This is a genomic window from Segatella copri (genome assembly GCF_019249655.2).
Classification (GTDB): domain Bacteria; phylum Bacteroidota; class Bacteroidia; order Bacteroidales; family Bacteroidaceae; genus Prevotella.
Genome location: NZ_CP137557.1, coordinates 1,734,393 through 1,747,846, shown reverse-complemented (window position 1 = coordinate 1,747,846; position 13,454 = coordinate 1,734,393). Strand labels below are relative to the sequence as shown.

Annotated in this window: 12 protein-coding genes; all 12 read right to left on the bottom strand. The window is 48.5% G+C overall.

All coding sequences use genetic code 11. The features are described 5' to 3' along the window. Window positions 1-29: 29 nt before the first annotated feature. The 12 genes from KUA49_RS06750 to holA all read right to left on the bottom strand — a co-directional run bounded on the left by KUA49_RS06750 (window position 30) and on the right by holA (window position 13,441). Complete coding sequence (locus KUA49_RS06750; RefSeq protein ID WP_203039892.1) at window positions 30-581, bottom strand: hypothetical protein; 552 nt, start codon at window positions 579-581, stop codon at window positions 30-32. Between the two features lie 152 nt (window positions 582-733). Further along, on the bottom strand, window positions 734-2,107 hold the full coding sequence (locus tag KUA49_RS06745; protein ID WP_203051200.1) for an NAD(P)-dependent oxidoreductase: 1,374 nt from the start codon (window positions 2,105-2,107) through the stop codon (window positions 734-736). A 104-nt stretch (window positions 2,108-2,211) separates the two neighbouring features. Beyond that, window positions 2,212-3,006: a prephenate dehydrogenase/arogenate dehydrogenase family protein gene (locus tag KUA49_RS06740; protein WP_218412734.1), complete on the bottom strand. Its 795-nt coding sequence runs from the start codon at window positions 3,004-3,006 to the stop codon at window positions 2,212-2,214. Between the two features lie 20 nt (window positions 3,007-3,026). After that, window positions 3,027-4,094, bottom strand: a complete 1,068-nt coding sequence (locus KUA49_RS06735) for a bifunctional 3-deoxy-7-phosphoheptulonate synthase/chorismate mutase type II (RefSeq protein WP_218412733.1) — start codon at window positions 4,092-4,094, stop codon at window positions 3,027-3,029. 22 nt (window positions 4,095-4,116) lie between these two features. Next, entirely contained in the window at window positions 4,117-5,286 is a 1,170-nt protein-coding gene (locus KUA49_RS06730) for a pyridoxal phosphate-dependent aminotransferase (protein ID WP_203039896.1), read from the bottom strand. A 57-nt stretch (window positions 5,287-5,343) separates the two neighbouring features. Beyond that, the gene (locus KUA49_RS06725; RefSeq protein ID WP_218412732.1) at window positions 5,344-6,177 is read right to left on the bottom strand and encodes a prephenate dehydratase; all 834 of its coding nucleotides are present in this window, start codon (window positions 6,175-6,177) and stop codon (window positions 5,344-5,346) included. Window positions 6,178-6,573: 396 nt separating this feature from the next. Beyond that, complete coding sequence (locus tag KUA49_RS06720; protein WP_203051204.1) at window positions 6,574-6,846, bottom strand: hypothetical protein; 273 nt, start codon at window positions 6,844-6,846, stop codon at window positions 6,574-6,576. A 60-nt stretch (window positions 6,847-6,906) separates the two neighbouring features. Further along, window positions 6,907-7,815 carry a dihydroorotate dehydrogenase gene (locus KUA49_RS06715; protein ID WP_218412731.1) on the bottom strand — a complete coding sequence of 303 codons (909 nt, stop codon included), beginning with the start codon at window positions 7,813-7,815 and terminating at the stop codon, window positions 6,907-6,909. Between the two features lie 55 nt (window positions 7,816-7,870). Beyond that, a complete protein-coding gene (locus tag KUA49_RS06710; RefSeq protein ID WP_203039900.1) occupies window positions 7,871-8,647 on the bottom strand; it encodes a dihydroorotate dehydrogenase electron transfer subunit in 777 nt (258 codons plus the stop codon). A gap of 417 nt (window positions 8,648-9,064) precedes the next feature. Beyond that, the gene (locus KUA49_RS06705; RefSeq protein ID WP_218413607.1) at window positions 9,065-10,522 is read right to left on the bottom strand and encodes an IS1182 family transposase; all 1,458 of its coding nucleotides are present in this window, start codon (window positions 10,520-10,522) and stop codon (window positions 9,065-9,067) included. A gap of 279 nt (window positions 10,523-10,801) precedes the next feature. Beyond that, entirely contained in the window at window positions 10,802-11,389 is a 588-nt protein-coding gene (locus tag KUA49_RS06700; protein WP_218413517.1) for a helix-turn-helix domain-containing protein, read from the bottom strand. Window positions 11,390-12,412: 1,023 nt separating this feature from the next. After that, on the bottom strand, window positions 12,413-13,441 hold the full coding sequence (gene holA / locus KUA49_RS06695; RefSeq protein ID WP_218413518.1) for a DNA polymerase III subunit delta: 1,029 nt from the start codon (window positions 13,439-13,441) through the stop codon (window positions 12,413-12,415). Window positions 13,442-13,454: the final 13 nt, after the last annotated feature.

Sequence of the window (13,454 nt, the reverse complement as noted above, 5' to 3'; positions counted from 1 at the left end):
GAGAAAGCCAACAAGTTACCCGATTTTTTCTACTTTTCGGGCTCTTTCAGCTTGTAGTTCTTGCCCGTAGCCTTCTCGTAGGCAGAGACAATAGGGTCTTTGCGGTCCATTTCCTTAAAGATTCCCTTCGCTTTTTCCAGATGCTTCCTGTCGCGCTTGCCCTGCTTGTCCATCCAGCCGAAGGCGTCGAATCCGATGCCGCCTGGCGAGGTAGGAATGGAGTTCACCTGCTCCTGAATCAAGCCTTCCATGTCGTCGATATGCTGCTGGTTCTTACCCCACACGGTCACCTCGCCTATCTGCTTGGCTTCCGGCAGCAGGAACACGGTATCAGGCAGTTCCTTGTAGCGGATGGTAGCCTTCACGTAGCCGGGTTTCGACACGGTGGCCGAATCAAACTGATAGCGCATGTTCCAATAGCCGCGGTAATCGGTGCGTGCCCACTGGTTCTTGTCGGTATGAATCAGTGCTTCGCGGATAGGCACATGGTCTTCGGCGCTGGCGATGACGCAGGTTTTCTGCGCCTGTGCCATAGATGCCACCGACATCAGGCAGATGATAAAAAATATAATCTTCTTCATAATCTTTGCTTATTTTTGAGAAGGCAAAAATAACAAGAATCCTGCATTCTGCAAAATATTGCAATAGATATTAACCTGATTAAGCAGATATTAACCTCAGGAAGGATATCTGCATCATGAGATATCCTCCTGATTCATGTAATTACATGTAATTATACGCCTTCTTTTTCGATTCGTTTAGCTTCTTCAAGCAGCTTGATGGCATCCACATACTGGGCGATGCCCTGTGCCACTTCCTTGGCTGCCTTCATCGCCAAGACCACGGTCTGCGGACGGTGAACCACATCTCCTCCAGCAAAGACACCACGGCGGGTAGTCATACCGAACGGACGCTCCACCACCTTTACGTAGCCCTTCTCATCCACCTCGATACCTGCGGTGGTAGAAACGATGCGGTTGGCAGGACGGGAACCGATGGCGAGATAGATTCTGTCGAAGTTCTCAACTCTCTCTCCATCAGGAGTGTTCAGCACGCAGCTTCCCAGTCGGCCGTTCTTGCCCTTGAGGAAAGCCTCCACGGTGGTCTTCCACTCAAACTTGACGCCCTCTTTCACGGCATCCTCGTATTCACTCTGGATGGCAGGCATCTCTTCCTGGGTCTTGCGATAGAGCACGGTGACATCGGCACCCAGGCGGATGGCAGTACGCGCCGCATCCATCGCCACGTTGCCGCCGCCGATTACGCCCACCTTCTCTCCATCTCTCAGCGGCACCATGTCGCGGGTCAAGGCACCCTCGTTATAGGCACTCACGTTGTGCAGGAAATAGGTGCTCTGGCTCACACCATGCAGCGTAGAACCAGGGGTAGAATCCATGTTCTGAGGCACATTGGTACCCGTGCCCATAAAAATGGCATCGTAACCCGCACGGAAGAGGCTGTCGATGGTGACATTGTTCTCACCCACCATGCAGTTGGTGATAAACTGTACACCCAGCGCCTCAATCTTGCTTATCTCGTCGCGCACCACGCTCTTAGGCAGTCTGTATTCCGGAATACCGTACATCAGCACGCCGCCCGGCTCAGCCTGTCCCTCGAAGATGGTGACATTGAAACCCTGGCGGGCGAGATCACCAGCCACGGTAAGACCAGCAGGTCCCGAACCGATAACCGCCACGCGGCCACGCGTCTTCTGAGGCAACTTCTCTCTGGAAAGGTTCATCTTGGTATCGAAGTCAGCGATAAACTGCTCCAGCTTACCAATCTGCACCGGTTTTCCCTTCTTTCCCAGCACACAGTGTCCCTGGCACTGCTTCTCGTGCGGACAAACACGTCCGCAGATGGCAGGCAGGTTGCTCTTGGCGTTGATGATGCTCATCGCAGCACCCATGTTACCCATCGAGAGCTCGTGTACGAAGTCCGGAATATCGTTTTCGATAGGGCATCCCTTCTTGCACTGAGGAATCTTGCAATGCAGGCATCTCTTGGCTTCCTCAATCGCCTCGCGGGTAGTGAATCCCTCGTTTACCACCTGAAACATGCTAGGCTGTTCAGCTGTGTTATTCTGTTGATCAATCTGTTCACTCATAATCTACTACTCTTCTGTTGTCTTCCTGTATTTTCTTGTATCTTCTTGTATCTTTCCGGTACATTTCTTCTATCTTTCAGTATCTTTCCTGTACCTTCTTATTTCTACTGTCTAATCTCGATGTCTTCCTTCACGTGGTTTCTGATTTTGGTGAGGAAGAGTTTCATGCGCTTGGCATCCTTGTGGTCGATGATATCGATGAGTTCAGCCAGCTCTTCACGAATCTGTGCCACCTGTCCCGATGTATACGGGTTGAAGAGGATTTCCTGCAGCAGGTAGTCGTCTTCGTTCAGCACGCCCTTGGCTATCTGCATGTGGCGCTTGAAGGTGGTGCCCGGAGCATCCTGATGCTTCATCACGGCGGCGAAGGCAAAGGTGCTCACGAATGGGATACTCAGCGAGTAAGCCACCGTCTGGTCGTGCTCGTCGAAGGTATATTCATGAAGGCTCAGTCCCAGTTTCTGGTAGAGATCCTTGAAGAATATCTTGCCCATATAGTCGCCCTCCTGGATAATCACCGCATTCTCCTCGGAGAGCTGGTTCAGGTTGGCAAAGGTAGGACCAAACATCGGGTGGGTGCTCACGAATCTGAATCCACATTTGTCGTAAAATTCATGCAAGCCGGTCTTCACGGATGCGATGTCGCTGATGATGCAGTCGTTGGAAAGATGTGGCAGCAACTCCTCGAACGCCGGGATGGTGTATTTCACGGTCACGGCATTGATAACGAGTTCCGGACGGAACATCTCCACTTCCTCCATCTTGGTAAAACGATAGCAGTTGTAGGTGAAGCGCAGACGCTTGGCATCCTTTTCGTAAACTGCCACCTCGTGGTCGAAGCTGAGCAGGTCGATGAAAAAGCTTCCCATCTTACCTGCTCCCATGATTAATATTCTCATTTCTTCACTCTTCACTTAATTTATTTCTGATTCAGGATTTCCAACTGCTGGCGGACACTCTCCTCGTGGATGTGCTCGAAAATCTGAGCAGCGAAATCTGCACTCATGCCGCAGAGGGCAGCCTGTGCACCACGCTTGTCGAGAATCTCGTTATAGCGGTTGGTCTGCACGATGGTCATGTTGTGCTCTTTCTTGTAGGTACCAATCTCACGGCACACGCGCATACGCTTTGCCAGGAGATCCATCAGCTGGTTGTCGAGCTCATCAATCTGGCCACGCAACTGGTGCAGGCCCTCGGTAGAATAGTGCTCGTCACGAACCACGAGGAGACTCAGGATGTAATCTAAGACCTCTGGAGTAACCTGCTGCTTGGCATCGCTCCATGCATCGTCTGGATTGCAGTGGCTCTCTACGATGAGTCCGTCGAAGCCCAGGTCCATTGCCTGCTGGCAGAGAGGAGCAATCAGGTCGCGGCGGCCACCGATATGGCTAGGGTCGCAGATGATAGGCAACTGTGGTATGCGGCGATGCAGCTCGATAGGAATCTGCCACATTGGGAGGTTGCGGTAAATCTTCTTGTCGAAGCTTGAGAAACCGCGATGGATGGCACCCAGTTTCTTGATACCAGCCTGGTTGATGCGCTGCAGGGCACCAATCCAGAGCTCCAGGTCTGGGTTCACAGGGTTCTTCACCAGCACAGGCACGTCAACACCCTTCAGGCTGTCGGCCAATGACTGCATGGCGAATGGGTTGGCAGAAGTACGCGCACCCACCCAAAGAATGTCGATACCATACTTCAAGGCGAGTTCCACGTGCTCAGGAGTAGCCACCTCGGTAGCGGTGAGCATACCGGTTTCCTCCTTCACCTGCTTCATCCAAGGCAAGGCAGTCTCGCCATTTCCCTCAAAGCCTCCTGGCTTGGTGCGAGGCTTCCACACACCCGCACGGAACATGTGGCAGCCCTTGGCAGCAAGCTGCTTGGCCGTTGTCATAACTTGCTCCTCAGTCTCGGCAGAGCATGGGCCTGCGATGATACAAGGGCGTTCCTGGTCACTAGGAAAATTCAATGGTTCTAATTCTAATTCCATAGTCGTATATTTTTAAATTTCTTTATTTGTCAAATACCTTCTTGATTCTCTCCAGAGCCTCCTTCATCTTCTCATCCTTGGCGCAGAGGCTGATGCGGATATATCGCTTGCCGTTGCTTCCGAAGATGAAGCCTGGGGTGATGAAGACGCGTGCCTCGTGCAGAATCTTCTCTGTCAGGTCCTCCACATCGGCATATTTCTCAGGAATCTTGCCCCAGAGGAACATGCCCACCTGGTTAGGGTCAAACTGGCAGTCTAACACCTTCATGATTTCCTCGGCTATGTCGCGGCGGCGGCGATAGTTCTGGATGTTGTTCTCGCGGTGCCACTCGTCGGTGTTGTTGAGCATCGCCTCGGCAGCAGCCAGCTGAATGCCTCTGAAGCTTCCGTTGTCGATGTTGCTCTTCACCTTCAAAATCCAAGAGATGAAGGTCTTGTTGCTCGAAATCATCGCCACACGCCAGCCCGGCATGTTGTGGCTCTTGCTCAGCGAATTGAATTCGATGCAGCAGTCCTTGGCTCCAGGCACCTGCATGATGCTCATCGGATGTTCGTTGAGGATGAGCGAATATGGATTGTCGTTCACCACCACGATGTTGTGCTTCTGGGCGAAGGCTACCAGCTTTTCGTAGGTCTCGCGCTTCGCCACTCCGCCTGTAGGCATGTTCGGATAGTTGGTCCACATCAGCTTCACGTGGCTCAGGTCCATCTTCTCCAGGGCATCGAAGTCGGGCTGCCATCCGTTGTCCTCACGCAGGTCGTAGTAGGTAATCTTGGTACCCAGAATCTTGTTGATGGCGGTGTAGGTGGGATAGCCCGGATTCGGGATGAGCACCTCGTCGCCAGGATTGCAGAAGGCGAGCGTTACGTGCAGGATTCCTTCCTTGCTACCTATGAGCGGCTGTATCTCCGTAGCCCAGTCAAGGTCTACATCATACCATCTCTTGTAGAAACCAGCCATAGCCTTGCGCAGTTCCGGGATGCCCACCGTAGGCTGATATCCGTGTGCGTTTGGATTGTTGGCTACCTCGCAGAGCTTGTCGATGGTCTGCTTAGAAGGCGGCATGTCTGGACTTCCGATGGCAAGGCTGATGATGTCCATGCCCTCGGCATTAAGCTTAGCCACTTCCTTCAGCTTGCGGCTGAAGTAGTATTCCTGTATTTCCGTTACTCTATTGGCTGGTTGTATCATAATTCTTATTTTTAATTCTTATCTATTAACTATCAACTGTTAACTATCAACTATCAATTATTCTTTCTCCTCATATTCTCCCAACACCTTGATCTTCTTCACCAGCGGCGTGATGGCGTCGATGCTCTGGCGGTAGCGGGTCAGGTTGTCGAAGGTGAGATCCACGTAGAAGAGATATTCCCACTCATGTCCGATGTTCGGCAGCGACTGAATCTTGGTAAGATTGATGTCGTAGAAACTCAGGATGGTGAGCACCTTGGAGAGCGACCCCTTGTCGTGAGGCAGACTGAAGACGATGCTCGCCTTGTTTGCCTTCTCGATAGGACGGAGAAGAGCGGCCTTCTGCGGATTGCAGACCACGAGGAATCGGGTGTAGTTGTGCGGATTGTCGTGGATGTCCTCCTGCAATACCTTCATGCCGTACATCTGGGCGGCATACGAAGAGCAGATGGCAGCCCACCCATGCACTTTGTGCTGTGCGATGTAAGCCGCCGAACCGGCAGTATCCTCTGCCTCCACCGCCTTAAGGTCGGGATGGTTTGCCAGGAACTTGCCACACTGCATCAGGGCCACCGGATGGGAGTGAACCTCCTGCAGGGTGTTCCAGTCGTCATCAGGCAAGCAGCAGATGCTGTGCTCGATGTGAAGCTTGTGCTCGCCCACCACGGTGGTACCGCTCTGTCGGAGCAGCTCGTAGTTGTGGAGCAGGCTTCCAGCTATGGTATTTTCGATGGCGCAGATGCCGACCACCGTAGGGTCTCGCTTGATGTTCTCGAACACCTCCTCGAAGGTGGCGCAGCAAATCAGCTCTATCTGTTCGCCCTCAAAATACTGATGGGCAGTGATGTCGTGGAACGATCCCAACTCTCCTTGTATTGCTATTCTCTTCATTGCCGTATCTCTCTTTTTTTACGAAAAACGGTCCAACTCTTGATAGAGCGGGACCGTTTCGATGATTTCAAAGAATCTAATATCCTAAGTTGAAATTTACACGCAACTTCCCGCTTTACAATTGCTTGCAAAGTAAAAGTAATAGCTAAAAAAGTAAGCGTTCAACTTCTTCATAATTCTTATTTGTTTAATTTGTTATTCACTCATTGCTTCGAGTTTCGACCCCTAGAAGTCTCTACTCGTTTGCAAAAGTAATACTTTTCTTTGATACCGCCAAACAATTTGTCACTTTTTTCTTGAATTTCCTTATATTTTATGCTTTTCAGCAGTTTTTCAGCAAATTTTTAATAGAAAATCCCAAAAATCGGCAGAATTTTATCAGCATTCCTTCTGCAATTATCGGCAGTGCTCTCTTCCTTCAGCCTTAAACTCGCCGCTGAGTTCCCCTATTTTCTCGGGGTTCAGCTGCAGGTATCGCTGCATATCCTTCTGGGCTCCATCCTTGTCGCCCATCTGCATCAGCAGGTTTCCCCGCTTTAGCAGATGTTCGCTCAGAGCAGCCTTGATTTCGGCATTCTCGCCGTCGGCCTCCAGCTTCTTCTCCAGCTCCACCACCTGCTGCGTGAGGGTAGCCACCAGAAGAACGGGATTCATTTCATTCAAATCCATAACTTCTATCCTATTTATATTGATATATATGTCTTATTACTTATATATAATAATGTGGATTTACTTGATGGCTCCGATGATTTCCGTCACCGATTTGCAGCCGTGGGCATCCAGCCACTCGTTCATGCCGTCCTTCACCTTCTTGGTTACGGCAGGATCCAGGAAGTTGGCAGTACCGATTTCGATAGCTGTGGCACCACACATCAGGAACTCGATGGCATCCTTGGCGTTCGAGATACCGCCCAAGCCCACCACTGGGATGTTGACGGCATGAGCCACATCATACACCATGCGCAGGGCTACAGGCTTCACACAAGGACCGCTCAAGCCACCCGTGCGGATGCTCAGCAGCGGCTGGCGCTTCTCTATATCCACCGCCATACCCATCAGCGTATTGATGAGCGAAACGGAATCGGCACCCTCTGCCTCTACGGCACGGGCTATGTCGGCAATGCTGGTAACGTTAGGCGAAAGCTTCACGATAAGCGTCTTGTCGTACACCTTGCGCACAGCCTTCACTACGCTTGCCGCACCCTCGCAGGTAACGCCGAAGGCCATACCGCCATCCTTTACGTTAGGACAAGAGATGTTCAGCTCGATGGCAGGAATCTTCTCCAGCTCGTTTATGCGCGCCGCACACTCGGCATAGCTCTCAGGCGAATGTCCGCTCACGTTTACAATCATGTTGGTATCGATGTCCTTAATCTGAGGATAGATGTGCTCGCAGAAGTACTCCACGCCCTTGTTCTGAAGACCCACGCAGTTGAGCATACCCTGAGGCGTTTCAGCCATTCTAGGATAGTCATTTCCCTCGCGTGGTTCCAGGGTTGTACCCTTCACGATGATGCCTCCTATTTCCTCCAGAGGAACGAAATCCGCAAACTCCAATCCGTAGCCGAAAGTACCCGATGCTGTCATCACAGGGTTCTTCAGTTTCAAATCCTTTATATTTACACTTAAATCAGCCATAATCTTTCTAACTCAAATAATATTCTATTACATTTTTAGAGCATAAATGCTCGGATTAGATATCCCAGGTGAGCTGCTTGATGTTGATGACAGGGCCATCGGTGCAAACGCACTTGTGTCCCTCGGTGGTCTTCTCCACGCAGCAGAGGCAGGCACCCACGCCACACGCCATCTTGTTCTCCAGCGATACCTCGCACTCCACGCCAGCCTTCTTGGCAAAGCGCGCCACGCTCACCATCATCGGCTTAGGACCGCAGGTGGAAATCATATCAAACTGCTCGTTCTCCAGCACAGAGTGGTTGGTTACGAAACCCACCTCGCCGGCAGAGCCATCCTCGGTGGTGATGCATACCTTGCCTATCTTGGCAAACTCGTCGAGCTCCAGCAGGTCGGTATCCTTTCGGGCACCCAGCAGGAAGGTGACTTCAGCACCGAAATCCTTAATCATCTTACCAAAATAGAGGAGCGGAGCCACGCCTACGCCACCACCCACAAGCAGGTATTTCTGCTCCTTCCGGGTAGGCATCGTGAAGCCGTTGCCCAATGGCAGCATACAGTTGAGCGTATCGCCCGCCTGCAGTTTTCCGAGCTGCTTTGTGCCGTCGCCCACCATGGCAACGAGCAGCCAGAGCTGGTTCTTCTCGCGGTCTACGAAGTTGATAGAGATAGGTCGGCGAAGCATTGTCGTAGCCGAATGATCTACTCTTACTTCCACAAACTGGCCAGGCTTCATTTCTGGCAAAGGTTTCTCGTCGGTAAGCTTAATCAACACATGCTTGTCGCTAAGGCTTTCCACAGAAACCACCTTGAGGTCGAGAACATACTTTTTCATCTTTTCGATATTATTATTATTATAATGTTATTTACTCAAGTTTCGCAAGTGAGCTCCACACGCCCTGAAAGGGCAGAAGCTCCTAGCCCAGGGCAGCGCCCTGGGTAATCATGGACGCAAGTTTGTCGCCCTGTAAGGGCAAAAGCTTCAAAAGAATCAGGCAATTTACAAAGCTTTTGCCCTTACAGGGCGCCTTGTTGATTGCTATTATACCCAGGGCGATGCCCTGGGAGGGCACTGAAAAAGGTACCCAATTTTAAGTTGCATAGCTTGTTTTTGAACTTTAATTCTTGTCCAAGAAGCATTTCATCTTTTAAAAGTGGAATACTTTTTTGGACAGGAATATAGCCCCAAATAGCTTTCTATAGCCTTTCTGGCGCTTAATTCGGCAATATATAGAGGAATCTACTTCCCCCCTTATGCATTTTGCATCAATTTGATGATTCTTTTCACATTTGCAGCGAAAATAGTCAAAGCACCCTGCATTTCCATGCACGACAAACCGTATGACAGGGCTCTGTCATATCCTAAGACATTCTTAAGTTCGGAGTTCTTGGCTTCTATCTTGTATCGTTTCCTCTGAAGATTTATAAACTCTTCTGTTTTTTGATATTCGATTTGCTCCAACTGTTCATCCGATTTGATGGTAACCGCATATGTTTTTGTCTTGGCTCCTTCCTTGTAGCAACCTTCACGCAATGGACAGACCTTGCATTTGTCCACATCAAAATAATAGGTAATGCTGGAGTTTCTGTGACGCTTGTCATTTTTGCGATTATTCATCTCTTTCCATTTCGCCAGATGCCCTGCTGGGCAGACGTACAGATCTGCATCCTTGTTGTATTCAAAAGGGAGTTTGTTTGTTCGATTACCGTCAATTACAGAGCTTAAACGAGCAGAGAGGCGCATATTGTTTTCCTTTGCCATTTTGAGATTCTCCTTGCTGGAATATGCCTTATCTGCTACTATGGAATCAACTTCCATTCCTGCTTCCTCTGTCTTTTTTATCAATTCCGGCAATTGCTGTCCATCACCCTTCTCGCCGGAGGTGACGGTAGCTGCGGTGATAATTCTCTCATCGCTCATAGCTATATGCGTCTTATAGCCAAAGAATGAAGAATGCGCTGTTTTATGTCCTGTACGGGCATCTTCATCTTTTGATATTACGCCTCGGGTCTCTGCATCGGAAATGGTTTCTTTCAGCATGTTAAGACGTTCCTTGACTGCAGGCATATTGGCAGTTGCAGCGTCAGCTTCTACTGTTGCAACTATTGTTTTGGCAGCAGTCATGATAGAAGAATACTTCTTTTCTTTTGGAAGCTCAGGCAATTCCATGCTGTCATCTACAGAATCAACGACCTTGATTACGTCCTTGCAATAATACTCCAAACTCTTTGCTGCACTGATAGGGTTGGAACGAGAATGCGTATGGGTTGCATCAACAATGATGGTTCTAGACTTGAGGACACCAGCTTCTATAGCAATAGAAACAGTCTTCTTGATGAGAAGATCCAACAGGTCCATATCCTTCAGGCGAAGTCGACGGAATTTGGTCAAGGAACTAGGATTAATCAGATTAGTCTCCTCAGGAGTTAATCCCAAGAAGTACTTAAACGACATATCATAGCGAGTACGTTCAACAACATCAACATCCGATATGTTATAGATTACCTTTAAAAGAAGATACTTAAACATACGGATAGGACTCTCTGCTGTACGACCATTGTCATGACAATACTTGTCCTGCAATTCCTGGTATACGAAACTAAAGTCCACCAGGTCAGTAATCTGGCGGAGCAGGTTGTCTTTTGGGATAATCAAGTCATACAAACTTGAATAATCACTGAATGATATGGTCTGTTGTTGCTCTAGCATAATCCTTGTATTTTCCTACAAAGATACAAAAAATATTGCACATATGCAACTTTTGGGTACACTATTTCAAAGATCGAATGTTAAACTAACATAACCAATGAAGGGACTTTTTCAGTGCCCTCCCTGGGCTAGGAGCTTTTGGGCCTTCAGCCCGTACTTGAACCACTTGCGAAACTTCAATTATTTACTCATGTTATTGCAACCTTATTATATATTAGGTGCAAAGGTACTGCAAAAAATCGAATTTCACAAATCCGAGAGGAAGTTTTTTGCCCCGCCTTACTTCTTCGGCACAAAGGTCTCCCAGGTCTGGTCGTCGTAGAAGATGCGGATTTCCGTTATCCTGCGCTGCGGTTTGTCCACTATTTTAACCGCTGCATTGGCGATATTTTTAGGTGTCCTTTTTACACCGTGCATCTGAGGCTGGTCGAAGAGCGAGGGAGAAGCAGGAGAGGAATCCTGTCCGTCTGCCCCGAAATCGAGCGAAGGTTCCATGGTGCCGCCTGCCACGCCGCCTGCCCCCGGCATGCCGCCCTGAGCACCCATACCCGCTGATGCAGAAGCACCTCCATACATATCCAGCGAATCCTCGGTGCCCATGCCGCCAGCCCCCGCAGAAGCCCCGGATGATGATGCCGCGACACCGCCTTCCACCTTATTAATATACATAGGAGGAGTACCGAAAAGCAACCACTCGGTGTTCACCTGAGGGAACTTTTTCTTGATTGCATCCACGATGTCGAGCGTAGGTTTGGTACGGTCGTTGAAGATGTTGCTCAGGGTTGCTGTCGACTTTCCGATGAGCTGAGCGAAACTCTGCTGGTTGAGTTTCTGGTCCTCCATAATCTGTCTAATTCTATCTTTCATGCCACTCAAAATTTTCAGTTTATACGATGTTTCAATCGATGTTTTATTTCCGAACAGGGCGTTTTTTGCCCCATTTTTCTAAGATTTTACAAAGGTAAAGCAAAAATTTGGTTATACCAAACTTTTCTGCAAAAATTTAGTTTTTTAAACTTTACGTTTATGTTTTCAAATTTATAAACTACCATTTATAAATGTAAGTTTTCTGATTCGGATTTATATATCTGATTTTACTATTCTAAATTAGTTACAAAGCTTTTCTTGATGCAAAAGAAGTAAATCGCTGATTTCCAAAGCCTATTTTAGCCAAAAAGTAGGTATTTTAGGGGCGTATGCACTTTGATATGTCTATTTTTGAGAAAACAGATTGAAACTTGAAATAACTAAAATATATAACTCACTGGGGTTCACATACTTCCAAGTTTAAAATCATCAATGTATATTTATACATTTATACAACCAAATCATGATATTCACGTTTATGCTTATAAATCTGAACATCATTTACCTACATAAAGTTTTCTCTAATTTACTTTTATAAACTAAATCACCGATTTATATTTATTCTATTTATAATCATAAATTATAGATATATAAACCTTAAAGAATGCAAACGCTAAATTTTAGGGGTCAAACGATGGCAAATTTTTCCATTTTGAGCGTTTTCAAGCCCGCAGGCCGAGTTTTGGGCAAATTTGCGAGTATTGAAGGGAGTTATTTTCGATAACCCGTTGATATACACTATAGTTAGGTATGATTTCACCGAAATCAGGAAAATCGCCATCTAGATGAGAAAACCACGAAAACGAGACTCGACACGAGAGAAAAACAAAAAAAATAGCGCCAGTTTTCTCGTCAACGAACGCTATTTCCATCTCTTTTTGGAGGCTAAACGCCCTCCCCGATTCCAGATCATTTCATTTTCCAAACAAAAGGGAGAAGGAGCAAAAATCGCTCCCCCTCCCACCCTTCTTCGCCGACTCGTCAATAGCCGCAAACCGAGCCGGAAATGAAGTTGTTTTTTCACTAATGAAGGATGAAAAAGATGAGTTCCTTCATCAGTTCGCCAGCCGAAGTAAACGGATTATCGATGCCCTTGCTCTTCGCATCCACCTCCTTCATCTTCTCGATAATCTGCATCACCTTCACGCCGGAATAGTTTCTCATTCCCGTCAGATAATCGCGCACGCCCCAGGTTCCTTTCAAATCCAGGAATTTTGCGAACTCATTTTCGTTCTGCTTGTTGGGTGCATAATAGGCTATCATCAGATTCTGGAAGTAAGAAAAGAGCAACGGGAGAATCGCATAGAGCGAACCCGTCTTCGGGTTACTGTCAAAATACTTTATTATCTGATTTGCCTTGAAAACGTCGCGCTGGATGATGGCATTGCGAAGCTCGAAGGCATTGAAGTCTTTGCTCACGCCGATTTCCTTCTCCACCACGTCGGGGGTAACCCTGCGGTCGGAATCGCTCAGCGAGATGAGCAGCTTGTCGAGCTCCGATGTGAGACGGTGGAGATCGGCTCCGATGTGGTCGGCTATCATCTGCACTGCCTTCGGCTCTATCGTAGCCTTCCTTGCCTTCAGATAGGTCTCGATGAAGCCAGGCAGCTGCCGGTCGTAGAGTTTCTTGCTTTCAAAGACCACGCCCGCCTTTTCTGCTCGGGGCAGGAATTTCTTTCTTCTGTCTATCGTGCCGTTTTTATGACAAATCACGAGCACGGTAGACTTCACCGGCTTTTCCAGATACCGCTCCAGCGCCTCCAGGCTCTTCAGGTTCTGAGCCTCCTTCACTATCACCACTCTATACTCGGCCATCATCGGATAGCCCTTACACTGGTCCACTATCTGAACCGCCGTGGTATCCGCGCCGAAGAGCACCGTCTGGTTGAAATCACGCTCCTCGGGCTGCAGCACCGACTCCGCAATATAGTCGCAGATCTTGTCGATATAGAAAGGTTCGTCGCCCATTAGCACGTATACGGGCGCAAACTCGCGAGCCTTCAGCGATTTCATCACCGACTCGTAACTTATTGCACTTTTCTTTTCTGCCATTGATTTATTTTTT

Bases quoted from the DNA above. Each gene is read 5' to 3' on its own strand.
- KUA49_RS06705 (WP_218413607.1), bottom strand. From the start codon at position 10,522: ATGCTAGAGCAACAACAGACCATATCATTCAGTGATTATTCAAGTTTG.
- KUA49_RS06745 (WP_203051200.1), bottom strand. From the start codon at position 2,107: ATGAGTGAACAGATTGATCAACAGAATAACACAGCTGAACAGCCTAGC.
- KUA49_RS06715 (WP_218412731.1), bottom strand. From the start codon at position 7,815: ATGGCTGATTTAAGTGTAAATATAAAGGATTTGAAACTGAAGAACCCT.
- holA (WP_218413518.1), bottom strand. From the start codon at position 13,441: ATGGCAGAAAAGAAAAGTGCAATAAGTTACGAGTCGGTGATGAAATCG.
- KUA49_RS06710 (WP_203039900.1), bottom strand. From the start codon at position 8,647: ATGAAAAAGTATGTTCTCGACCTCAAGGTGGTTTCTGTGGAAAGCCTT.
- KUA49_RS06700 (WP_218413517.1), bottom strand. From the start codon at position 11,389: ATGAAAGATAGAATTAGACAGATTATGGAGGACCAGAAACTCAACCAG.
- KUA49_RS06740 (WP_218412734.1), bottom strand. From the start codon at position 3,006: ATGAGAATATTAATCATGGGAGCAGGTAAGATGGGAAGCTTTTTCATC.
- KUA49_RS06730 (WP_203039896.1), bottom strand. From the start codon at position 5,286: ATGATACAACCAGCCAATAGAGTAACGGAAATACAGGAATACTACTTC.
- KUA49_RS06735 (WP_218412733.1), bottom strand. From the start codon at position 4,094: ATGGAATTAGAATTAGAACCATTGAATTTTCCTAGTGACCAGGAACGC.
- KUA49_RS06725 (WP_218412732.1), bottom strand. From the start codon at position 6,177: ATGAAGAGAATAGCAATACAAGGAGAGTTGGGATCGTTCCACGACATC.
- KUA49_RS06720 (WP_203051204.1), bottom strand. From the start codon at position 6,846: ATGGATTTGAATGAAATGAATCCCGTTCTTCTGGTGGCTACCCTCACG.
- KUA49_RS06750 (WP_203039892.1), bottom strand. From the start codon at position 581: ATGAAGAAGATTATATTTTTTATCATCTGCCTGATGTCGGTGGCATCT.